Source organism: Paenibacillus polygoni, from assembly GCF_030263935.1.
Classification (GTDB): Bacteria; Bacillota; Bacilli; order Paenibacillales; family Paenibacillaceae; genus Paenibacillus; species Paenibacillus polygoni.
The window spans coordinates 3,269,564-3,293,799 of the sequence record NZ_CP127162.1 but is presented as its reverse complement, the minus strand read 5'-3'; the positions used below and the strand labels follow the sequence as shown (position 1 = coordinate 3,293,799).

General features: G+C 38.6%; 21 protein-coding genes. 20 read left to right on the top strand and 1 reads right to left on the bottom strand.

Annotated elements, in window-relative coordinates:
• Positions 1-13: 13 nt before the first annotated feature.
• From QPK24_RS15750 to QPK24_RS15680, 15 genes are all read left to right on the top strand, one after another.
• The gene (locus QPK24_RS15750) at positions 14-799 is read left to right on the top strand and encodes a class I SAM-dependent methyltransferase (protein ID WP_285742647.1); all 786 of its coding nucleotides are present in this window, start codon (positions 14-16) and stop codon (positions 797-799) included.
• Positions 783-1,736, top strand: coding sequence for a tRNA (adenosine(37)-N6)-dimethylallyltransferase MiaA (gene miaA / locus QPK24_RS15745; RefSeq protein WP_285742645.1), 954 nt, complete (start codon positions 783-785; stop codon positions 1,734-1,736). Before QPK24_RS15750 ends, miaA begins: the two co-directional genes overlap by 17 nt.
• 46 nt (positions 1,737-1,782) lie before the next feature.
• Positions 1,783-2,022, top strand: coding sequence for an RNA chaperone Hfq (hfq, locus tag QPK24_RS15740; RefSeq protein ID WP_160031946.1), 240 nt, complete (start codon positions 1,783-1,785; stop codon positions 2,020-2,022).
• Between the two features lie 175 nt (positions 2,023-2,197).
• The gene (locus QPK24_RS15735; protein WP_285742642.1) at positions 2,198-4,900 is read left to right on the top strand and encodes a transglycosylase domain-containing protein; all 2,703 of its coding nucleotides are present in this window, start codon (positions 2,198-2,200) and stop codon (positions 4,898-4,900) included.
• Positions 4,901-5,141: 241 nt separating this feature from the next.
• Positions 5,142-5,693 (top strand): ribonuclease FAU-1 family protein, encoded by a 552-nt coding sequence (locus QPK24_RS15730; RefSeq protein ID WP_285742639.1) that lies wholly within the window; start codon positions 5,142-5,144, stop codon positions 5,691-5,693.
• A gap of 2 nt (positions 5,694-5,695) precedes the next feature.
• Positions 5,696-6,352 carry a YdcF family protein gene (locus QPK24_RS15725; RefSeq protein WP_285742637.1) on the top strand — a complete coding sequence of 219 codons (657 nt, stop codon included), beginning with the start codon at positions 5,696-5,698 and terminating at the stop codon, positions 6,350-6,352.
• Between the two features lie 95 nt (positions 6,353-6,447).
• A complete protein-coding gene (locus QPK24_RS15720) occupies positions 6,448-7,434 on the top strand; it encodes an AAA family ATPase (RefSeq protein WP_285749368.1) in 987 nt (328 codons plus the stop codon).
• A 56-nt stretch (positions 7,435-7,490) separates the two neighbouring features.
• The gene (gene hflX / locus QPK24_RS15715; RefSeq protein ID WP_285749367.1) at positions 7,491-8,777 is read left to right on the top strand and encodes a GTPase HflX; all 1,287 of its coding nucleotides are present in this window, start codon (positions 7,491-7,493) and stop codon (positions 8,775-8,777) included.
• A gap of 102 nt (positions 8,778-8,879) precedes the next feature.
• Positions 8,880-10,136 (top strand): methionine gamma-lyase family protein, encoded by a 1,257-nt coding sequence (locus QPK24_RS15710; RefSeq protein ID WP_285742635.1) that lies wholly within the window; start codon positions 8,880-8,882, stop codon positions 10,134-10,136.
• A gap of 84 nt (positions 10,137-10,220) precedes the next feature.
• Entirely contained in the window at positions 10,221-10,634 is a 414-nt protein-coding gene (locus QPK24_RS15705) for a MerR family transcriptional regulator (protein WP_160032050.1), read from the top strand.
• Positions 10,635-10,840: 206 nt separating this feature from the next.
• Entirely contained in the window at positions 10,841-12,169 is a 1,329-nt protein-coding gene (gene glnA, locus QPK24_RS15700) for a type I glutamate--ammonia ligase (protein ID WP_285742633.1), read from the top strand.
• 828 nt (positions 12,170-12,997) lie between these two features.
• Complete coding sequence (locus QPK24_RS15695) at positions 12,998-16,519, top strand: tetratricopeptide repeat protein (protein WP_285742631.1); 3,522 nt, start codon at positions 12,998-13,000, stop codon at positions 16,517-16,519.
• 142 nt (positions 16,520-16,661) lie between these two features.
• On the top strand, positions 16,662-16,940 hold the full coding sequence (locus QPK24_RS15690; protein ID WP_285742629.1) for a hypothetical protein: 279 nt from the start codon (positions 16,662-16,664) through the stop codon (positions 16,938-16,940).
• Positions 16,941-16,968: 28 nt separating this feature from the next.
• Positions 16,969-17,283, top strand: coding sequence for a YolD-like family protein (locus tag QPK24_RS15685; RefSeq protein ID WP_320416927.1), 315 nt, complete (start codon positions 16,969-16,971; stop codon positions 17,281-17,283).
• Positions 17,284-17,665: 382 nt separating this feature from the next.
• Complete coding sequence (locus tag QPK24_RS15680) at positions 17,666-17,974, top strand: hypothetical protein (protein WP_285742627.1); 309 nt, start codon at positions 17,666-17,668, stop codon at positions 17,972-17,974.
• An 18-nt stretch (positions 17,975-17,992) separates the two neighbouring features.
• Here the strand turns inward: QPK24_RS15680 and QPK24_RS15675 are convergent.
• A protein-coding gene (locus tag QPK24_RS15675; RefSeq protein ID WP_285742314.1) for an IS3 family transposase occupies positions 17,993-19,326 on the bottom strand; the annotation gives its coding sequence in 2 pieces (ribosomal slippage) (positions 17,993-18,942 and positions 18,942-19,326; 1,335 coding nt in all).
• 1,012 nt (positions 19,327-20,338) lie between these two features.
• On the opposite strand from QPK24_RS15675, the gene QPK24_RS15670 reads away from it, so the two are divergent.
• The 5 genes from QPK24_RS15670 (at position 20,339) to QPK24_RS15650 (ending at position 24,132) form a co-directional block, all read left to right on the top strand.
• A complete protein-coding gene (locus QPK24_RS15670; protein ID WP_285742625.1) occupies positions 20,339-20,716 on the top strand; it encodes a hypothetical protein in 378 nt (125 codons plus the stop codon).
• Positions 20,717-20,834: 118 nt separating this feature from the next.
• Positions 20,835-21,332 carry a hypothetical protein gene (locus QPK24_RS15665; protein WP_285742623.1) on the top strand — a complete coding sequence of 166 codons (498 nt, stop codon included), beginning with the start codon at positions 20,835-20,837 and terminating at the stop codon, positions 21,330-21,332.
• Between the two features lie 239 nt (positions 21,333-21,571).
• Positions 21,572-21,916 (top strand): helix-turn-helix domain-containing protein, encoded by a 345-nt coding sequence (locus tag QPK24_RS15660; RefSeq protein ID WP_285742621.1) that lies wholly within the window; start codon positions 21,572-21,574, stop codon positions 21,914-21,916.
• The gene (locus QPK24_RS15655) at positions 21,850-22,722 is read left to right on the top strand and encodes an IS3 family transposase (RefSeq protein ID WP_306433048.1); all 873 of its coding nucleotides are present in this window, start codon (positions 21,850-21,852) and stop codon (positions 22,720-22,722) included. The genes QPK24_RS15660 and QPK24_RS15655 overlap by 67 nt, the downstream gene beginning before the upstream one ends.
• Before the next feature lie 714 nt (positions 22,723-23,436).
• Positions 23,437-24,132 carry a hypothetical protein gene (locus QPK24_RS15650; RefSeq protein ID WP_285742619.1) on the top strand — a complete coding sequence of 232 codons (696 nt, stop codon included), beginning with the start codon at positions 23,437-23,439 and terminating at the stop codon, positions 24,130-24,132.
• The last annotated feature ends 104 nt before the right edge of the window (positions 24,133-24,236 follow it).

The window sequence follows — 24,236 nt, the reverse complement described above, 5'->3', positions numbered from 1 at the left end:
GAACGGAGAAATTATGTTAATTACAACGGGGGAAACAGTGAATGGGGATCTAGTGAAAAGAGCAATGCAGCTGGCAGAAGCTACTGGATCCTTATATGTCCCAAGAAATAAAACGTCTATAGCCCTCATTGCAAAAGAGTATAAGGATGATGAGGTTGTTGTCGTCGTAAAAGATGGAGCACGTCTCAGTCGTCAAAACGAGCCAGAGCTTTCTTTTCACCCGAGTATGGGTTATGTCAGGGCAAGGCGTATTTTACGGGGGGAAAGTGATCCAATGCTCACGGCATGTGACATCAAGGAAGGGGATACCGTACTTGATTGTACAGCCGGGTTAGGTTCGGATGCCCTGGTTTTTGCTGTAGCTGTTGGGAAAAGCGGTCACGTTATTGCTTGTGAAAGCTCACATTCCTTATATACCTTATTACTTGAAGGAATGAAGTACTACCGTACAGGCAAGCCTGAGGTAAATGAGGCATTAAGATCGATTGAACTAAAACATGGTGATCACCTGAGTTTGCTTAAGCAGATGGAAGATAAGAGTGTTGATGTTATTTATTTCGATCCTATGTTTCGTCAGCCGATGCTGGATTCGAGCGGTATAAACCCGCTTCGCCCCTTCGCAAATCGTGCTGCACTGCAGTTAGAGAGTATAATAGAGGCGCGCAGGGTCGCAAGAAAGCGAATCGTATTGAAAGAAAAAGCCGGAAGCGGCGAATTTACAAGACTGGGGTTTCAAAAACCCGATCGTTCGAGGTCGAAAATAGTGTACGGAGTGATTGAACTTGACAATGAGCAATAAGCCCAAGCTGCTTGTCCTTGTAGGCCCTACAGCGGTGGGAAAGACAAAAATGAGTATAGAATTGGCCAAAACATTTAATGCTGAGATCATTTCAGGTGATTCTATGCAGGTATATCGGCAGATGGACATTGGGACAGCGAAGATTAAACCAGAAGAAATGGATGGAATTCCTCATCATCTCATTGATATTCATGAGCCGGACTATCCTTATTCAGTGGCAGAATTTCAGGCGAACTGCCGTCATTTGATCGAAGATATTCATGCGAGAGGGAAGCTACCTTTTATCGTAGGAGGCACAGGCCTTTATGTGGAATCCGTGTGTTATAATTTTCAGTTCTCGGAAGTGGGCTCTGATGAAGAGTTCCGTAAGGAACAATTTGATTATGCGGATGTACACGGACCGGAGAAACTTCATGAGAAATTAAGAGAAATTGATCCGCCGAGTGCCGAAAGATTACATCCTAATGATGTAAGACGTGTGATCAGAGCACTTGAAATTTATCATATGACAGGCATGAGACAATCCGACCAGCTTGCAGCACAAAAAAAGGAATCTCCGTATGATCTGTGTATCGTCGGTTTGACAATGGATAGACAAATGCTATATAAACGTATTGAAGACCGTATTGATGAAATGATGGAAGAAGGTTTAGTACAGGAAGTAGCTGCGCTGCTAGACCATGGTGTGGGACCAGGCTGCATTTCTATGCAAGGTCTCGGTTATAAAGAGATTGCTTCCTATCTTCGAGGAGAAGTTCCGCTAGAAACCGCAGTAAGTGAACTGAAGAGAGATACGCGTCGCTTCGCCAAACGACAGCTATCCTGGTTCAGACATATGAAAGATATTCACTGGGTAGATATGACGGATACAGCAAATTTTTCTACGAGTTTCGCTATGATACGTGATATAATAGCTGAAAAGCTGAATTTGAAGTAACATCATCTTCAAAACAATCTAATAGAATTATTGGGGGTACGGCTAAATGACCAAGTCCATCAACATCCAGGATACGTTCTTGAATCAAATGCGGAAAGAAAATATTCCAGCAACCATATTTCTAGTCAACGGTTTTCAAATTCGAGGTACGGTAAAGGCATTTGATAATTATACGATAGTTGTCGATAGTGACGGACGCCAGCAAATGATCTATAAACATGCCATATCCACATTTACACCTCAGCGCAACATTTCACTGATGCAAAATGGAAACAACGAAGAATAAAGCATGAAACTTTCTTAAAATGAAATTGTTAATAGTGATAAGGAATTGGCGGAGCAACCTGTAAAGGTTGTTCTTTTACTTCCTGCGGTATTTTTCCATGTTTCTACAAAAGGTAAAGAAAAAGACAGAAGGTAGCATGCACCATGCGTACCGAAAAAGGAGTCAGGGAGGTATCATGTCAAACGATACACTGTCCAGATCCGGCAATCGCAACAATAAGAATAATAAAAAGAAACCAAGCGATAAGAAAGCCGGATCTAAGAAGAAGAAATTCACACGTAAACGCGTAGGTTGGACTTTGTTTTTCACAGCAGCTTTTGCCATATTCATCGCACTGGCTGGGTACTTGTTCATTATGGTTAGCGGAGAACGCATTCTAACTGCGAATCTGGATAAAATGACCGTGAACGAAACATCGAAGGTTTATGACTCACAAGGTAATGAAATTAGTGAGCTATCGATAGAAAACTGGGAACCGGCTACAGAAGAAGAAATTCCCCAGATTGTAAAAGATGCATTTGTTGCTACAGAGGACCGCAGATTTTATGAACATAAAGGGGTTGACCTTTGGTCCATTGCCCGTGCTGCGGTAAAAGACGTTATGGCCCGTTCATTAGTAGAAGGGGGCAGTACCATTTCCCAGCAGTTAGCTAAGAACGTATTCTTAACTCGGGATAAAACGTTCTTCCGTAAAGCTACGGAAGTGTCTATTGCTCTCGCGATTGAACGGAAGTATACCAAAGACGAGATTCTAACCATGTATTTGAACCGGGTATGGTTTGGATATCAGGAGTATGGAATTAAAGCTGCTTCACAGTTTTATTTTGGTAAAGAGGATTTGAATGATCTTGAACTATGGGAAATTGCGACATTGGCTGCGATTCCAAAAGGACCGTCTGCTTATAATCCTTCAGGGAACCCCATTGATTCCAAAGCTCGCCGGGGTGTAGTTCTTGATCTGATGTATGAACAAGGATATATCTCGAAGGAAGAGATGGAAGAAGCGAAGGAAGCTGAGTACACATACGAAAGACCAAAAGAAGAACGTAAATATGATTCGTATGTCGACTATGTGCTGAAAGAAGCCGAAGAGGTAACAGGCAAAACTACCGATGATTTGAATATTGGCGGATATCAGATTTATACAGCGATGAGTACACAGGCTCAGGAAGCGGTCGAAGAAGCTTTCAAAAATGATAACTTGTTTGAAGAGAGTCCTGATGATCAGAAAGTTCAAGGATCCATGGTGATTATGGATCATGAGACAGGAAGTATCGTTGCTCTTCAAGGAGGACGCGATTATCAGCGTCAAGGCTTCAACCGAGCAACAAGCAGTTATCGTCAGCCAGGATCGGCATTTAAACCGATTGCATCCTATGCACCAGCTCTTGAGACAGGGAAATTTACGAAAAACTCTAGTTTGAGTAATGAACAGCAATGTTTTGGTAATTACTGTCCGAAGAACTTACATGGATACTCCAGCACGATTGGAATGGCAGATGCGATTACAAAATCGGAGAATATCCCAGCAGTTTGGTTGCTTAACCAAATTGGTGTAGGTACAGGTTACGACTTTGCTAAAAAGCTTGGTATTACGATGACCGAAGATGATCGTAACCTTTCGATGGCGCTCGGCGGTCTGAACAAAGGGACGAATACACTTGAAATGGCGGCAGCCTACAGTGCATTTGCTAATCGCGGTCAATACCAGGAAGGTTATGCAATTACGAAGATTGTAAATAGTGATGGCAAAACAATCTATGAGCATAAAGATGATAAAGAACAAGTGATGAGTGAAGAAACAGCTTATCAAATGACCCAGATGTTGCAAGAAGTTGTGAACAGCGGTACGGGTACAAGTGCTAGACTGAGCCGTCCCGTTGCTGGTAAGACAGGTACGACTCAAAGCGGTATTTCTGGAAACAGTGCAAACCGTGATGTATGGTTTGTTGGTTATACACCGGAATATACGGCAGCCGTATGGATGGGATATGATAATCCAGATGCAAAACACATGCTGAAAAACAGCAGTAAACTTGCTGCAACTTTCTTTAGTACCGTTATGGAAAAGGCACTGGAAGGAGTAGAACGGAAAGAATTCTTTACACCAAAGAATGAAATTCCTGACACGCCAGTGGCTCCTCCGGTAGAAGAACCGAAAGTAGATGTATCTGTCAGCGGTCTGAGTGCTTCGTATGATGTTAACCAAAAAGCGGTATCTCTTAGCTGGAAAGGTTCATCGGCGGAGGGTGAGAAGTACCGCGTGTATCGTAAAGAATCTTCAGAAGGTTCATTTACCCGAATCCTGGATGGAATCTCAGATACAAGTGCGACCGATACGGGAGCATTACCAGGGCTCACTTATGAGTACTATGTAACAGCCATTAACCCAGAGAACGGAGAAGACTCTGCTCCATCAAATACGGTTACTCTCTTCATTGAAGCAGAAGAGGTCATACCAGAAGAGCCAGAGCAGCCAGAAGTTACTCCTGATGAGGGAAATGAAAACTCTGGCGAAAACCAGAATGGTAATGATAATGGCGAAAATAACGAAAATGGTAATGGAAATGGCCCGGGTAATGGATCTAATGAAGGAAATGGTAATGGCAGCGGGAATGGCAACACCGGCAACGGTAACGGTAACGGTAACGGTAATGGAAACGCCAATGGCAATAGTGATGGAAATAATGCAGGAAATGAAAGTGGCGGTGGTCAAGTAGAAACCCCTGATCGTGGTGAAAACAGCGATTCCGGTGGGGGAAATGAAACTACCGCTCCAGAGGAAACGACTCCTCCTGCTAGTGAAACCCCTCCTACTACGAATGGAGCCACTACACCTCAAGCCGATACCAATAAACAAGATGGAGCTACACCCTAAATAAATGATTTGAATTTAGAAAGAAGCCAGCAGGTAAAGCCGCCTGCTGGCTTCTTTCTGTTCTATGGGAAGCGGCTTTGAGTGTATATCTTAAATATGGTAAGCTGTAAATACCTTGTAGATCGTTCTTGATTGAATACGAAATTATATAAATTAAGAACTTGGATGCAGTGAAGGGATCACTTTATCCACAATGAAAGGCATCCGCTAGGATGTGAGTAATGAATGAAGAGGGATGAGGATGAAAAGAAAATTCGGAGATCGGGCCAATTGGCGAAGAATTACCAATCGGCAGTTTGCTTGCCGCTATGTGGAGAGCGAAGAATTCACAGGATATTTATCCCTTTATACGATTCATGATTTGAAGGAACCGCTGTGGAAGACTTACGGCGGATATACGTTTTGTACGGCAGATAAAGGTTACTCTTGGCTTCAGTATTTTCCAAAAGATGAACACTACGTTGTGACAGCAATGTTTGATGATCAGGACCAAATTGTTGAATGGTACATTGATACGTGTCGTAATCAGGGGATTACGGATCAAGGAGTACCTTGGTTTGATGATTTATATCTTGATGTGATTGTCCTCAAAGATGGAGAGATATTTTTACTGGATGAAGATGAACTGGATGATGCGCTGGAGAAAGGCCACATCACAACAGCAGATTATGAATTATCAACGAGAACGGCTCAGTATCTTCTTCAGACGATCGATGCTCATTCCTTTCCTTATTTCAAAATGTCCTTGGAAGATCGGGCAAATTTATTTGAAAATGGTGACTTTAAGGAGTAAACATGAAGATAGAGAAGATAAGTAAGAGACAAAGATTAAAAGAGGTTATCTATGCCACGAAGGCTAGAAAGCGATTTTTTAAGACAATCCTTCTGCTTGCTGTTCTCTTTGTAATTTGGATCGGGTATACCCAGTGGAGAATCCTTACACCAAGCGAAACCCATATAAGCGGACAAAAGGTAGATGTCGGAATTGTACTTGGAGCCTCGCTTTGGGGAGATGTACCGAGTCCTGGTTTGCAGGAACGATTGGACCATGCGCTGATGTTATATGAAAAAGGGACTTTTACTTATTTCATCGTGAGCGGAGGGCTTGATAGTTCTGAGCATAGATACACGGAAGCTGAAGGGATGCAGCAGTATCTTGTTCGGCAGGGAGTAGATCCAAAGTACATTCTTTTAGAGAATGAAGCTACAAGTACGTACGAGAATTTACTATACAGTAGACGTATCATGAATGAACATGGCCTTCGTTCTTCGGTCATCATTACTCATGATTTTCATGGTATGAGATCGCTTGAAATTGCTGCATTCCTTGATTATGATCAACCCATGATTTCATTAGCTGAATCTGTTGCCATGCCATTTTGGCCTAGCCAAATAAGAGAAAGTCTTGCTTACTCGAAGTGGAAGATGGACCAGATTATGCTCTCTTTCTAACAACCTACTTTCGCAAAACTTCTAATAACATCCGCTTCGCTAGAATACCTTAAGTAGAGGAAGTTAAGCCCCTGAAGAGTAGAGGTGAGCGTATGATGAATGGAAGAGCGATGGCAGCTGGAGGGGGTCAGGAAGGCAGACCTTCCCGGCAGATTAATGTGGTACTTCGTAATCAGACCGATTTGTATAGTGTACAGGGCGGCTCAGCAGCAGAGGTGGATACAACGCAGGCTCAGATCAAAGATAATCCTCAATTTGCCATGTACCAAGATATTCAAAAAGAGTTAGACGAACTTGTGGGACTTGATAGCATAAAAGATTTTGTGTTCGAAATCTATGCGTTTTTGCAAATTGCACAAATGAGGACTGAGGCGGGCCTTATTAGCGGCTCTCATGTTTACCACATGGTCTTTAAAGGAAATCCGGGTACAGGTAAAACAACGGTTGCGCGAATTGTTGCGAAACTATTTCAGAAGATGGGGGTTCTCACCAAAGGACATTTAGTAGAGGTAGAACGGGCCGATCTTGTGGGTGAATATATTGGACATACCGCTCAAAAAACGCGGGATCTTGTAAAAAAATCGCTCGGTGGTATTTTATTTATTGATGAAGCCTATAGTCTCGCTCGCGGTGGAGAGAAAGATTTTGGTAAAGAAGCGATTGATACATTAGTAAAGGCAATGGAAGACCACAAGAATCAATTTATCCTCATCCTGGCCGGATACTCAGAGGAAATCGACTTTTTTATGCAAACCAATCCTGGTTTGCCTTCTCGTTTTCCCATTCAGATCGAGTTTCCTGACTACTCCCTTGATCAATTGATCCAAATATCTGAACTTATGGCGAAAGAACGGGATTATATTTTAATGCCGCAGACCATACTCAAGTTAAAACAACATTTACTAGAAGAAAAGAATGATACCTCTCAAGCATTCAGCAACGCAAGATATGTTCGAAATATTATTGAAAAGTCGATTCGTCATCAGGCGGTCCGGCTGCTAAATCAATATTCATCAGGAAATCCAGGAAAGCTTGAGCTGATGACCATACGAACAGAGGATTTAAAACTGGAGACAAAATAAACACAAAGGCAATATATAATACAAGCAAACGATATGAACAATAAGGAGCAAACATGATGGCAAACTCCACGCACGAAACAAATATGGATATGAAAGATAAAGCAATTTTGGTTAGTCTGGTGACAGATCAAGTGAAAAAAAGCGGAATTAACCCAGAGTATTCACTGGAGGAACTTGTGAAACTGGCTGAGACAGCAGGAGTTGAAGTACTTAGCGTAATTTCGCAGAATAAGGAAAAAGCAGATACCAAATGGTTTATCGGAAAAGGAAAAGTGGAAGAACTTAGACTCGTCGCGGATGAGCTTGGGGCAACTACGGCTATTTTTGATCAAGATCTCTCGGGTGCTCAAGTAAGGAACCTGGAAGCAAGCCTTGATCTCAAAATCATTGACCGTACTCAGCTCATCCTTGATATTTTTGCCCAAAGAGCAAATACAAGAGAAGGTATTATCCAAGTCGAACTCGCACAGCACTCTTATTTACTTCCGCGTTTGTCCGGTCATGGCAAGAATTTATCACGTCTAGGCGGCGGAATTGGTACCCGTGGACCGGGGGAAAGCAAGCTTGAAACAGATCGTAGACATATTCGTAATCGAATCAGCGATTTGAAACGTCAATTGGAAGAAGTGACGCGCCATCGTAAACTATACAGAGAGCGCCGTAAAAAGAGCGGAGTTATTCAGGTTGCTCTTGTTGGTTATACGAACGCGGGGAAATCCACCCTGCTCAAACAACTGACAGCAGCAGATGTCTATATTGAGAATCAATTATTTGCCACCCTAGATCCTACTTCTCGTACGATGGAACTTCCAAACGGCAAGGAAATTGTTCTAACCGATACGGTTGGATTTATTCAAAATTTACCGCATGATTTAGTCGCGGCATTCCGCGCTACTCTTGAAGAAGTGAATGAGGCTGATCTCATCCTTCATGTAGTGGATGCATCGTCCGAGATGAGAGAAGACCAGATGAAAGTGGTTCATAAGATCCTGGAAGAGCTTGGAGCGGCGGATAAACCGCAGATTGTTCTATTTAATAAAAAAGACGCGTGTACACCAGAACAGCTTCAAATGCTGCCATCAGGTAAAGGGTACAAGAAGATTAGTGCCTTTGATGAAGCGGATTTACTCAGTATTCGTGAGATGATCCAAGAGGAACTGGCAGGAGAAACGGTAAAGTTCCGTATACCTGCAGAAAGAGGAGACATTACTTCCGTTATATATCGTGTGGGTGATGTAATTAACACAGAATATGATGAAAGTGATGTTATATATGAAGTACAAGTTCAGCAAGGGGAATATGAGAAGCACGGATACTTGCTGAAAGATTTTATTGAAGTTTAAAATTTCATTTATTAATAATTTGACGTGATCTAACTGGAATATCATCAACATACTAAAGTGCATATCATGTCAGATTTGTACGCATGAGGAGAGAAGAAGAACATGAAGGCCGTTTTTTCAGAAGAAATTGTACGTTTAGGGCAAGAGATTGAAGAAAAGATTGAAGGTAGACTTAGAGAAGTCGACCGAATCATCGACAAGAATCAGTGGAAAGTCATTGAAGCTTTTCAGAAGAAGCAAGTAAGTGATTACCATTTTGCAGGATCGACTGGATATGCATACAATGATCGCGGACGTGAAGTGCTGGATGAAGTGTATGCTGAAGTCTTCGGGGCAGAAGCAGCATTAGTGCGCCCGCATTTTGCCTCAGGAACACATACCATTGCTACAGCGCTATATGGAGTGCTTCGTCCAGGAGATGAACTGCTGTATATTACAGGCACACCGTATGATACGTTACATAAAGTCATAGGAAAAGCTGGAGATGGCACAGGTTCATTACATGATTTTGGAATTACGTATCAGGAGACTGCGCTTACTGCTGAGGGTAACATTGATTGGAGTGCGGTGGAAGCAGCAATCAATGAACGTACAAAAGTGATCGGTATTCAGCGTTCCAGAGGTTATGACTGGAGATCCTCGTTTACGGTGGCACAAATTGAAGAGATGGTTCAAAAAGTGAAGGCGTTAAAAGAAGACGTCATTGTTTTTGTGGACAATTGTTATGGAGAATTTACGGAAGAGAAGGAACCTACAGAAGTAGGCGCTGATCTAATTGCAGGTTCTCTGATTAAAAATCCGGGCGGCGGTATTGCCGAAACCGGTGGCTATATTTGCGGAAAAGAAAAGTATGTTCAGCTTGCTGCTTACCGGCTTACAGCACCAGGAATCGGCGGCGAAGTGGGAGCGATGCTGGGGACGACAAGAGGGATTTACCAAGGTTTATATCTAGCTCCTTCCACTGTTGGACAAGCAATCAAAGGAAGTGTATTTGCTGCGGCTATGTTTGAAGCGGTTGGCTTTACCACAAAACCGGCATGGCATGAGATGAGGACCGATCTCATTCAGGCTGTCTCTTTTGATGGTCCAGACCATCTCATTGCTTTTGTACAAGGAATTCAGAAAGCTTCAGCCATCGATAGTCATGTGGTACCAGAACCTTGGGACATGCCGGGGTATGAGCATCCCGTGATCATGGCAGCAGGAACTTTTATTCAAGGTGGAAGCCTTGAACTATCCGCAGACGCACCGATTAGAGAACCTTACATAGGATATATGCAAGGTGGTCTTACTTACTCTCATGTAAAATACGGCGTTCTTATGGCACTGCAAACAATGAAAGATCGTAATTTACTGTGAGTTTTCCTTACATATCATTGACACTTCATATCATATAAATGTACAATGATGGTATATAGAATACTTGGAAGGTAGATGAACGACATGGGTGATGAAATCCGCAGAAATATGGCCTTATTTCCTATTGGAATCGTTATGAAACTTACGGATCTTTCTGCAAGACAAATTCGCTACTATGAGCAGCATAATTTAATCGTCCCAGCGCGTACATCAGGAAATCAACGTCTTTTCTCTTTTAACGATGTAGAACGATTGCTTGAAATTAAAGCTTTAATTGAAAAAGGGGTCAATATTGCGGGGATTAAGCAAGTAATGAACCCAGTTACAAAAGAATCAGAGGAAGCAACGGTTATTACTCCAGACACTGAAGTGAAACGAAGAGAACTGTCGGATTCTCAGCTGCACCGGATGCTCAAGCAACAGTTGGTTGCTGGTAAACGTCCAGGTCAGGTTTCTTTGATTCAAGGTGAGTTGTCACGCTTCTTTAACAAAAAGTAAGTTTCGTAAGCCGAAACTTAGGTGATAAGTTGAAATAGGACTCCAGGTTCACTTTCTTGACATGAGGAAGTGCGCCTGTGACAATGAATGGGGAACCAACATTTTCTAAAGCATAAGAGCTGTGATATTACTTTAGAAAACGGATCGGCTGTCCTGCATGCACTCATTGAAGCTGATACTTATATGAAGAAAAGGGAGAGGATTTTGTGAGTTATACTAAAGAGGACATTATTCGTATTGCAAAAGAAGAAAATGTACGCTTTATCCGTTTGCAATTTACTGATCTGCTCGGTACGATCAAGAACGTTGAAATTCCAGTAAGCCAGTTACAAAAAGCATTGGATAATAAAATGATGTTTGATGGATCTTCCATTGAAGGTTATGTTCGTATTGAAGAATCGGATATGTACTTGTACCCGGATCTAGACACTTGGGTTGTATTCCCTTGGGTTGCTGAGAACCGTGTTGCACGTCTTATCTGTGATGTATATATGCCAGATGGTACTCCATTTGCAGGAGACCCGCGCGGTATTTTAAAACGTGTACTTAAAGAAGCGGAAGAAATGGGCTACACTTCCATGAACGTGGGACCTGAACCTGAATTCTTCTTATTCCGTACGGATGCGAACGGTAATCCGACAACAGAACTCAATGACCAAGGTGGTTATTTTGACCTTGCTCCAATGGATCTTGGTGAAAACTGCCGTCGTGAGATCGTACTTACTTTGGAAGAGATGGGCTTTGAAGTGGAAGCTTCTCACCATGAAGTGGCTCCAGGACAACATGAGATCGACTTCAAATATGAAGAAGCTGTCAAAGCTGCGGATGAGATTCAAACTTTTAAACTCGTAGTAAAAACGATTGCTCGTCAGCATGGTCTGCATGCAACCTTTATGCCAAAACCTCTATTTGGTATGAACGGATCAGGGATGCACTGCCACCAGTCCTTATTTAAAGGTAATGTAAATACATTCTATGATGAGTCTGATGAACTTGGTCTGAGTAAAGAAGCTCGCCATTATATGGCAGGTATTCTGAAACATGCTCGCGCAATGGCAGCGATCACGAATCCAACGGTGAACTCTTACAAACGTTTGGTTCCGGGATATGAAGCACCTTGTTACGTAGCATGGTCAGCAAGTAACCGCAGCCCGATGATCCGTATTCCAGCATCACGCGGTCTAAGTACTCGTGTTGAGGTTCGTAACCCGGATCCAGCAGCAAACCCTTACCTTGCACTTGCTGTAATGCTGAAAGCTGGTCTTGACGGTATCAAACGTGAACTAGCATTACCAGCTCCGATTGACCGTAATATCTACATCATGTCAGAAGAAGAGCGTATTGAAGAAGGCATTCCTTCCTTGCCAGCTGACCTGAAAGAAGCACTGCATGAATTGATCCGCAGTGAAGTAGTTACGGACGCACTAGGCGAGCACGCACTTGCTCATTTCTATGAATTGAAAGAAATCGAGTGGGATATGTATAGAACACAAGTACATCAATGGGAACGCGATCAATATTTGACGCTGTACTAGAACTTGTAACCCTTGGCGCTCTTAGCGTTGAGGGTTTTTCTTTTTCTGAGAGAATACAACGGGGAAGTTGATTGTGGATAGTTACCCTAGAAATACCCACAAAGTATATGTTTCTTTCCAAAAGTGAAGAAATAAGGAACTTCATCATAAAATCCATAGCCAAATAACCAACGATACGTCATTTAGGTCTGTATTTCTTCAATAGTTTTTCGCATAGAAGAATACCAAAGGTGTATTGAACAGGGGGAGTTAATTAAGATGATCGGATCGATGCTAGGCCGTCCAATTTTCGAATAATGATCCTGAACCAAATTATTTTCTGACACAAGTTGATCAAGAGAAACCATTTCGAGTTGGTCATGCTGAGTGGATGATTGTTTCTGTAGAATGATTATCACCTCATATGAAAAGTTAATTCTATCGTAAAATAAATCAGACTGTAGACAAACTAGTTTAAGTTTGTTTGTCTACAGTCTGAAAGCCCTGTCTAATGGAAGTGGCTTTATTTCTCTTTCTAATTATCTTGAATATATCAATGTTGTCTTACTGTAAATCTGGTTATAGGCTGCTTTCTTGGAATTAGTAATTCATCCCGTCCCTTTTGGCATTTTCAGCCCTAAGCTATGTATAAGTTGTCTTTTAATGCTTGTTTTTGCACTTATATGTTTCCTGTAACTTGGTTTCCTCAATCCAAACTTCACTCCACACCTCTAATTTACAAATATTGTGAATCAAGATATATATATTTTCCAAGGTCATATCTATACTAAATTACTAGCTCAATTCCCTTGAAATTATAAACAAAATATACTATCGAAGGGTGAAACAATGGAACTTGCTTCTTTTTTAAAAAGTGTAGGTAATAGTTTTTTTGCTTTTATGTGGCCTAGAATAAAAAATTCAAAGTCGATTCGTGATATTAAAGCGAAATGGCAGGCAGATAACTACGCGTCTAAAACTACATTGTTATTTGAAGCTGCAGTATTAGATGCAAAAGAGATTTTTGACTTGCCTGATATATTGGTTCGTGAGTTATTGGAAGATAAGACAAATAGAGACGAAGTCTTTCGCTGGATACTAGAAGGAGTGTCACTTAAAGATTTTGATAAACATAGATTAAATCTCGAGCCTTATTGGGAATCGTATCCAAGGTATCAAGATAGATTAGTTCCTTTTTTCGAATCTATCTTAGCTGAGACTGCAGAATACAAGAAAATACATTGGGACCCAGAATTTTTGGAGATATTGTATGGTATTGAACGTTTGGAACAAAAAGTTGAAAACGGCTTAGAAAGAATAGAAGAAAAACAAAATCAGACAATTCAGCTAACAGAAAGTATATTTAAGGAATTTACTACCCCAACTAATGTTGATGATTTAAACGAACTTATTAATCAAGGGAAAACAAGTACTGCTCGTGAATTAGCCAAAGAGAGACTTAGCCGACAAAGACTAAATCGTCAAGATATCTTAGGGTTGCATTCCCTGATAGCTAACTCATATATAATTAGTGGCAATGAAAAGGAAGCAATCCCACATTTATATACAGCTGTTGGTAATTGTGATGATAATGCATTAAAAAATAGATTAACAGCGTTAATTGAGCTTTTTGAGGAGCGTTTTGATGATGCACTAAAGAAAATCAATGAAGCGATAGAGGTAGAGGGTAATACTAAAAAAAACTTAGAACTCCTAATCAATATACACCTTATGCAAAAGGAATATGATGAAGCTTTGCGCATAATAGATGAACATCAAGAAGTTAGTTTAGTAAAGCTTAAAGCGAATGTATTACAAAGAACTCAAAATTACGATGAAGCAATCAGACTTGCTGAGAAACATTTAGTAGAAGAACCCAGTAGTATTGATTGGTCAATAATTAAAGCGGAATCCATGATATTAAAAATGGAAGAAAGCAATTTAGAGCATGAAAAACTTGACCCTAAATTTGTACTAGATAATGTAATGTCATTACTAAATGAAATTTTAAAGAGAGATATAGAGAATATACTAATCACAAATAGAGTAAAAGAATTGCAAGCTGCATTATTATTCAGGAATAAACGTTTCTCAGAAGCAAGAGTATTGTATGAGGATATTTACCGCGTCTCAATGAATGAACTGCACTTAAAAAATTTAATTGCGGTCTGTATGTGTAATGCAGATTGGATTAGAGTCATAGAACTTCTTACTGAAGTATTAGATAGTGGAAGCACTAATAAGGCTTATATTATTGATTTAGCAAGATCTTATATTGAGATTGGTGAAACCGAAAAAGCTACAGATTTAGTCCAGGATAAAAGAAACTTATTTCTAACTGAAGAAAAATTAGATTATGAGTATTTTATTACGTATATTGATGCCTTATTGCTTGATTTGAAACACAATGACGTTAGAACTTTGATTATTACCCTCGAAAATACGACATCTGATACCTCACATTTAAACATGGTAAAAGGGTATTATGAGGGGAAACTACACAATTGGTCCAAAGCAATTGATCATTTTGAATCTTGTGTTGAAGTTTTAGAAGGTAATGAATTAATTGATGCAAAAGTTCAATTGACCCTAGCTTACTTAAATAGATGTGAGAGAGAAGATTATGTGAAATTAATTAATCTCATAGAGTCTATACCAAATTGGATGGAATTTGAGTTTTTAATTAATCGATATGTGAAAGCATTATACGAGATAGAATCCTATGAAAAAATCATCACATTAAGTACTCGGCTATCCCACATAAACTCTTACTTCCTTGAGATAATTACAAATATATACTTTAATTTAGGATGGTATGATACTGCCAAAAAAAATTATCTATCACTTTACAGACAGACAGATGCTTTAGGCTATCATCTAGGATATGCAAATTGCTTATTACGCTTAGGTGAAACTGAAGAAGCGTTAGAGGTTCTAGGTACTGTTGAAACTAGGGTAATGAGGAGTGGTAAGAAAGAGGATTTTTATTTACTGAGTATCGCATACATGAATGCACTAGAGCACCGAAAATCTATGGAACATGCATATCATGCATTTATAGCGGGAAAAGAAGAACCGGAGACGTGGCATTTCTATTTTGGTCAAATGTCTCAACTACTGCAATTTGTAAAAGATCCAGATAATAAATGGCTGAGCGAGTACCAAATGATGTTTGAACAATTCGAAATACAATTTCCCGATGCAGCTCCGTTATTCAAAAAGTTTGATATAATAGAGGACGATAATATTTCAGAGAGTTTTATTGAAGAACTGAAACTTTTATCGCAGTCTCATTTACAAACCATGAACATGTATGAGAATAATAGACTGCCTATAAGTGTTCTCGTAAATCAATTACAGAGAGGACCGTTTAGGACGTGGTCTAATGTTATAAATGAGAGAGGTCTACACATCTGGGCTTCATCTGGCATGTTTATTGATTTAGATCTGGGTAGAAATCTGGCTACAGAATCTAAGGATGTTTTGTGTGATATAACAGTTCTATTCGCACTAAATAATCTAAATCTACTGGAGATAATAAAAGAAAACTTTAATTTGTTTGTTCATTATGATCAATTTATGTTAGCCCTCCAGGAATATAACGACATTAAATTAGTTAGTGATGAAGGCCTTAAAACGATGGGATTTAAAGACGGGAAAATTTTAGTCGAAGAGTTTTCTTCATTAGAAGTAGAATATGTAGTAAAACGCCATGAGGATATGATCAAGTGGATTAAAGAAAATTGCAACTTAGTCGGGGATGCTATAACCAACGACCCAGAAGTTAGAAAGGATGAAATCGGATTTATAAATAATCCAATTAAAATCAGTAAACAAAATAATTTACGTATGCTGACCGATAGCTTCCTTGTCGTCAAGCACGCTAGAGATAATTATAAAGTTGATTGTTTTACAATCATCGATTTTATATTTGCTCTACTCGATAAAGGGAAAATTGATAAAGCAAGACAGTGCGAGCTATTAGGTGATTTAATGATAATGGGTTATACATTGATCCCAGTCAAAAGTGATGTATTTATTCATTATCTATCGAAGAATAATTATAATATAGATAATGAAACTGCTTTGGTTTTCGATTATCTGGAAATTAAAGAATTTAACACAGAGTTCGTAATCGATGTGTTATCGGATATTCTCTTTTGGATATGGACAGAAGAAAGTTGTAAGCACAAAAGAGAACCAATTACCGATTATCTATGCTCTATTCTAACGACTAACAAAACTAAATACGATTCAATACAAAAATTGATACAGCATAGCAAATCAAAGTTTTCTATATTAGTACTTCATCAATGGGAAAGAATGAGACATAATATTGAACAGTGGCTTCAGTCTCAGTCAATCATATGATTTAGAAAAAGCGTAAAATGGAAATCGCCTTTACGCTTTTTTTTATTTATCCTAAACAAACTGTTGCCTTTATTTGTTATTGATATAAGAACGTATGTTTGGGAATAATACACAAACATATGTTCTTGTGGGAGTGATGACAATGTTACCTGACTACGAAAGAAAAGTCCTTGGAATTTTGCACAACTATACTAGCCAGCGCAGTCGGATGCCGAATATTCATGAACTGGAGATCAAGACAGGACTGAGTAAGCAACGTATAAAAGAGGCTCTGCTGCTTCTGGAGAAAGAGAGTTACATAGTTTGGGAAGATAAGTCGAGTCTGGAACGGATCTTGATTACCGAAGGATGGGAAAGAGAAACAGACACGCCAAAGCAGTCGACAGTGAAGCCGAATTCTAAGTATTGGACTGAGTATTGAATATGGCTAAGAAACTACAGGTTACGGAATATTCGAAGGTTCTCGAATTGTACTCCCGGAGCATAAAGAGGCTTGGATTCAAAGACAAGATCAGTTAAAGTACTGCGAACGCCGTAAACCTGTTCTTGATGATCAAGAAATGCAATTAATTGAAGGTGCTCTGCTTGAATCATTTAATCAGCATTGTAAAGTGGATCTAGCTCTGTTTGATACCAATGAAGACAGGCACATAACAGGAATTGTAACTACTATTAATAGGTATACCCGAGATATCAAATTATCTATTGCAGCGGATGAATGGGAATGGATAAAGATTACTGATATTATCGCTGCACGTCTGTAAGATAATTAGTTGAGGGAGGCGCCCCCAAAACGCCCCCCATTTGCCCCCGATACAGAACAAAGTGTGATCTTTAAGAAAAATCTCTTCCTATAATATACGTTAAAACGACTTGAATCGTTATGATGTAGAGGGTTATAAATAGAACACAAGTTCAAAGAACTTTATAATAAGAATTTAGCGTGAAAGCTTTAAGTGGGTTTACAAACTATGAAGTAGCTAATCATTTTAGAGAAGTTGACTTGATTTAGAGTTAATATGACTGATATGATTTTTATAATTATGTTAAAATGAACTTATTGATAATTTGAATACTGGGTTTTAAACTTTTTATCTACACTAAACTAAAAATATAACATACACAATATTTTATATGAGGATACTTATGTCTGAGCACAAAGTTTTCATTGGAATAACAAAAGAAGGAAAAAAGTTATACAGAGTAAGAGTAAGGCGAGTGGTAACTTTTTCATTTTATCAGATATTTAAAGATAAACTTTCTAAAATAATTGATATTATAACGAATGGTTTCTATTTTTCGTTGATTTTATCACTGCTTTTATTTTTCTTTGAGGAATCTTCGATAGGAAAACTAGTTATTATTTATGCTTTTCTTGTTAACTATGCAGTATACATTCATACTTTAAAAAATAGAACTTTAAGACAAAAGTGGATTAAACTGTACCCTTTGTAAAGGACACTTTAAAAAAAGCTAAGCCACTTGAAGGAGATGCTGTCTGTATTTTGCAGGCGGCATCTTCTTTAGGTTCCACTGTCCACGATAATGATTGTAATAGAGCATATAACTTCTCACTTCACGTTTCACATCGTGTAAGGTCTCACAGGTCTTTAAATCGATCTCATCTTTTAAATGTCCAAAGAAAGATTCTTGTGGTGCATTATCCCAACAGTTTCCCCGGCGTGACATAGATTGTCCTAATTTCATTTTCTTTACCAACTTTTGAAACTGGGGATTTGTGTAGTGGAATCCTTGATCTGAATGAATAAATGCATCTTTCGCAAAGTGCGAATGATTGCGTTTTAATTGGCGTAGCGTATTTAAAGCAATATCTAGAGTGATCTTATCAGATATTTCATAGGCTAAAATCTCATTCGTTTCGGCATCTTTTATCGTCGACAAATACGCACGTTTACCGTGAGCGTAGGATAAGTAAGTGATGTCCGTTAATAATACCTTGCCTGCTACACCTTGTTTAAACTGGCGCTGCAAGAGGTTTGGACATGTACGGTGTTCGTGCGTCGCTTTCGCCATCCGACGATAAGGATTCGCTTTTCGGATCGGACAAAATATATTGAACTTCTTCATGATGCGACGAATTCGTTTTAAGTTGTAAATGATATGATATTGATTTTTTAATGTCATTTTAATTTGACGAGCACCTTTCTTTCTTCGACGGAAATGATAGGCTTTTAAAATGATATCTCTTACTTTTTCATCTGCTATATTGCGTACTGTACGCTTTCGTACTGATTTTTCGTGGAAATAATTATAGTAGCCAGAACGAGACACACCGATCGTTTCACACAAATAGTGTACCAAGCGATTTAGCTGATATTTTTCAATGGTCTGACGAATTAATTCAAACTTCTGTTTTGTTACGAGTTTAATTTCTTCTTCAACATCTGCCTTTCGAGTAGATCGAGCTTTTTTAAAAGTTCATTCTCAGCCTGTAATAATCGATTTTTTGCTTCTAGTCGTAAAACCTTTTCTTCTAAACTTAATTCTCGCTCTAAGGGGCGACCAGAGTTTGTTTTTCTTGTATCCTGTAGACCTTCATCTCCATGTTCACGATAAGCTCCACGCCAACGCTTTCCAGCAGAATGGATGCGTTTTATGCCGATTAGCTCAGCGTCTAAGCCAGCTTCTTCAAAAATAGTTCTGGGTAACTTTCCTTTCTTATTTTCATTAATAAATAGTCGTTTAAACTCATCTGTATATGTAATCGCTTTGTTGCTAACAGATCGGACATGAGGATTACGCTTTAGTTGGGCTTGTTCTTTTTCCGTAAATAATCGTTTGGTCATCTTTATTCGCTCCGATGTTTTTTTCTTATTATAAACAAAAGTACCCCACAGGATAGACTTTTTTCAAAGTGTCTACTCTGTAGGGTACAGTTTAGATTCATATAGTCTTTTTTTTAATTCTTATTACCGCACCCTTATATATAGATATTTGGTGGTTTGTTTTTGCAATTGTTTTGCTTATAAATTGCTTACTTATTATTTTTAAATATGGTTGGCCTGAATTAGAGTCAGTTGAAGAATTTGAACAAATAGCAGATTTGAACTTTTTTTTCAGAATGCTTTCTCTTTCTATAAAATATGTAGGATGGATATTTACAGTCTTTTTAGCGTGGTTTGTAACTGCTAATTTAGTATCTCGACTCACTACAAAACAAGATTCTGTAATTGTTGATTTGATAAATGACTCTGATATACGGTTGGTAAGTATATTTACATTTTTTATTTGCGCAATAATATCTCAAATATAAAAAATCGCAACCAAATTTTTATTTTGTTGTAATATTACTTGCATTTCTTATTGCTGATGTTACTTTTTCTATTGCGTATCTTTTCTTTTCCACAAGCGATCAAGCTGTACAGTTTAGATTAGAGTTTATTGAAGAAAATTTTGTTAGTACCATAAACATTTTTACGCAGTCCTTTTTTTATTCGTTTTGCTTGCATGTTTCTCTCCCTGCTCCAAGCATTGGATTTTACAGTGATATGGCTTCGGCTGTTATGCAAGAGAGTCATTTAAAAATTGTACAATTCTTTCATATGACTACTGCTAAAATTATTGATCTGATTATTTTAGGTTATGCGGCAAACATAGTAATAAATAGGTTTTTTATAAATGGAGAATGGAAGAAAGAAAAGAAATGACTTGACCGTTTATATTTTTGGAACTGTGGAAATTGATATTATACTTCTATGAATAGTCTGATAAGAGGAGAGATTTACCCGTATATCGTGGTGCTTTTTACAACAAATAAGGTTCTTGTATAAATAATTTATTCAGTAGGATGTGAAAAGAATGAAAGTATCAAAGAAAGTAATAAGCGATGCAGCAATAAAAAAGAGTGAAACTGCAATTCGCAAAGCATTTAATGCCGTAGATACTGCTGAGTTCACCGCACATATAGTTATAAATGATGAGACGCAAAACATACCAATTAAGAATGTTTCTATTGAATTCTTAATTGGCAAACCATCTATTATAAGAATTAACTGCAAAAATGATAAAGACGCAGATACTTATAAAAATACTGGTTTAACTGAGGGATACACTGTGGAGGAAGCCAAATTTGAGTACATAGAAATAAGAGACTTTCAAAGTACATATCGAGCATTAGTGATAAAACCAATTATTACTACGAGATATATTACGATCCGTTTGAGGAACCAAAATTAGGAATTGCCTAATCAGCTGAAAAACAAATAGTTATTATGATTACACATTAGGAATTATTCCGGTTCGAAAGAACAATTAAGTGTATAGTGTGCATTTATCTCACTTAAAGGTGGATTTTATGGGAACTAATCAGGCGAAATTCATAAATTTGTTTCTTTGGTTATTATTTATTTTTGCGATAATTGTAGTTTGGTATGGGATAGAATTAACATTGACCGGAGGAAATTCTGGCTTAATGCAGTGGGAATCTTTTATTAATAGATTTGGTGGAATAGCGACTATTATTGCTACTGTATACACTGGATTCACTATTCAGGGAAAAAACCGAATTCTACTATATTTGGTTAAAGGAATTTTGTATTTAACGGCAATTTTTGCCTTTGTTTTAGCATTTTTTGTTAAAATATTTCCATTTCAATTGCAAGAATTTATTGAAGCACTTCACGGAAAAACAGATATATTTTTATCTGCACATATATTAAGCGGACTTTCTCTTCTTAGCTTATGCGCTTCACTATTACACTATGGTAAGATTAAAAAGAAAGTAGATCAAACAAATTTAGAATCACCCACAAATTCACCCCAAAATCACCCACAAAAAACTGAAATACTATAAAAAGATTTGAGAGGTAAAATGTTACTGTGCAAATAAATACAGATATAATGACAGAGAAAAAATTCCATTGATGTCTTGGGTTATACATAGAACTCAAGTACATCAATGGGAACTCGATCAATATTTGACGCTGTACTAGAATATGTAACCCTTGGCGCTCTTAGTGAAGTGCACCCCTTAGAATAGACATTGGAAAAACCCCTGGGTTAACCGATGAAATTCTAGGGGGTGTATTTTTTATGGCAATGAAAGGTCAAAAGTTTAAGACATATTCTGAGGAACTCAAGATGGAGGCAATCCGTTTGCACGTAGAGGAAAAATGGACGTATCGGCAAATCAACGATCATTTAGGAATTCAAGATCAGGGCCGAATGAAACGTTGGATGCGTAAATACCGTGAACAAGGTGAGTTTGGTTTGTTGGATCAACGAGGAAGACGAAAAGAGTATTTAGATCAGGAGCGATATGTCCAGCAGCTGAAACGGGAGAATGCCACACTAAAAAAGTATTTGAAAATCTGGATGCAGGAGGGAAAGAGCAAAGCTTCAGGCTCATCGAACAAACGGCGACCACCGGCCAAATAGCAGAACATTGCCAACTTCTTGGTGTCTCTAGAAGCGGCTACTATGCATATGTAAAGCGGAAGAAGAACGACCGAGATGCCGAGGCTAAACAACTCATCCGTACGGTGTACAAACGCTATGAAGGGAAATATGGCTACCGACAGATCCAGCTATTCTTGTGGCAGGATGAAGGTGTATGGATGAACCACAAGAAGGTACTACGCCTGATGCAAAACATGGGTCTTCAAGCCAGTATTCGCCGGAAACGTCGATTTAACGCGACATACCAGGCAGCCGAGCGTGTTGCTGATAATCTGCTTAAGCGTAATTTCACGGCTGAAAAACCAAACCAGAAATGGGTGACGGATGTGACCCAATACCGAGTAGGCGAGCGCTGGTTGTATCTCTCGGCAGTGAAAGATCTATTTAATAACGAGATTGTAGCCTACCAACTTAGTGAGCGTAATGATAATGAGCTGGTACTTCAAACGTTCGCAAAAGCCTTTTCCAAGCAAAAAGACGTGACCGGACTAGTCGTTCACAGCGACCAAGGGTTCCAGTACACGTCCCATGCTTACCACGACATGCTGCCAAAGGTTGGCGCCCAAATCAGCATGTCTCGCCGAGGCAATTGCCTAGACAACGCCTCTATGGAGAGTTTCTTCTCGCATCTCAAAACGGAAGGACTCTACCCTTATGATATACGAAATCTTGCAGAGGCACAAAGGCGAATGGAGAAATACATCCGTTTTTATAACCGAAGGCGGCCACAACGGAAACTAAAAAAACTGACGCCGGTAGAGTACCGACGCCAGTTTACCGCCTAGGGTCTTTTTTCAATGTCTACAAAATGGGGTCTTGACCACTTAGCGCCAAGGGTTTTTCTTTTTCGGGGAGAGGACAATGGGGAAGTTAATTGTGGGGGTCACCCCAGAAACACCCACAAAGTTTGTGTATTTCTCATACTTTTCAGTTGGGTCTTTTTCTATTTTTTTCTTTGATACGTAAGCATAGATATCTGAAGTGATACTGATACTTCCATGGCCAAGTCGTTCTTCTCAACACCTGTTTGTAAAAGTAATAAAGCGTGAGTATGCCTTAATCAATGGGTAGGTATACTTGGTAATTCAGCTTTATTAAATATTCTCGAAAATGCATGAGGCAAGGTTGATTTCGGCAAAAAACTGCCACCATCTCTACATAAAAATAAATTCAATTCATTAGCTTTAACGGAATACCTTTTTATCAGCTTAAATATATCCAATGTAGTCTTGTTATAAATCTTGTTATGGAGTTAGTGATTGATCCCATCTCCTTTGGCATTTACAGCTGTAGGCTATGTATTAGCTGACTTTTATGCTTATTCTTGCGCTGATATGCTTCCTATAACATGGTTTTCTCAATCCAAACTTCGCTTTTCACCCTCGAATTTACAATATAATCTAATACTGTTATATTGATTTTATCAAAGCAGAATATATTACATATCATTTCAGACTCTCTCATCCTTAATGAGATCATAAAAAAGCGAGGTTAATTATTTGAATACACTTACAACAAATGCAGTGCCCACTACTATTCAGTATATGACTGTGGTCGTTCCACTTATCACGGCAGTGCTTACATTTATTCTTACTTCATTGTTTACATCATTCAAAGAACGGAAAGCAATGAATATACCCAAAAGAGTGATACTTGATTACGCAGAATACACATTTGATTACCCTTTTGAGAATAAAGTTAGTGAGAATCATGGTAATGGAAGAATACTTCTAGGTTCTAACGGAAAAAACATAACGAACGAAGCTTTAGATTTTTATAAAGGAGCAAGAACTAGATCACCTCTTCAATTTTTAGTTTTGAAGAATGTAACTGAAAATAATGTAATTAATGTAAAAATCAGAACTGTCTATGGTAGTAAGGAGGGTGAAAAAGTTGATGAGATGTTTATTATGCCGGTGTGGGAGCACAAAACCACATTATATCTGCCACAAACAGTTTATTGTAGCAAGTCCACCTTCTCGACGAATCTTGAATTGGTTATTACCTATACAACAGCTAATTTTGAAACATTTAAATATAGCTATAAAAGAACAAAGAAGAACTTGTACAAAGAGCGCCTCAAAAAGAGATATTTGGGTTTTATATGGTTAACGAAAATTCGGTATTTTAAACAATCATTTAACAGTTTTCTAGTTGTTCGTAGTAAGTTCGGATCAAGTGATAATAACCAGTAGTAACTAGTATATTTTAATTTGCACTAGGTCACTGCTGTTTTTTTATTAGTGAGCTTATTGAGTTTTACACTTTTTTTGTCATTGATATAAGAACAAATACAAAT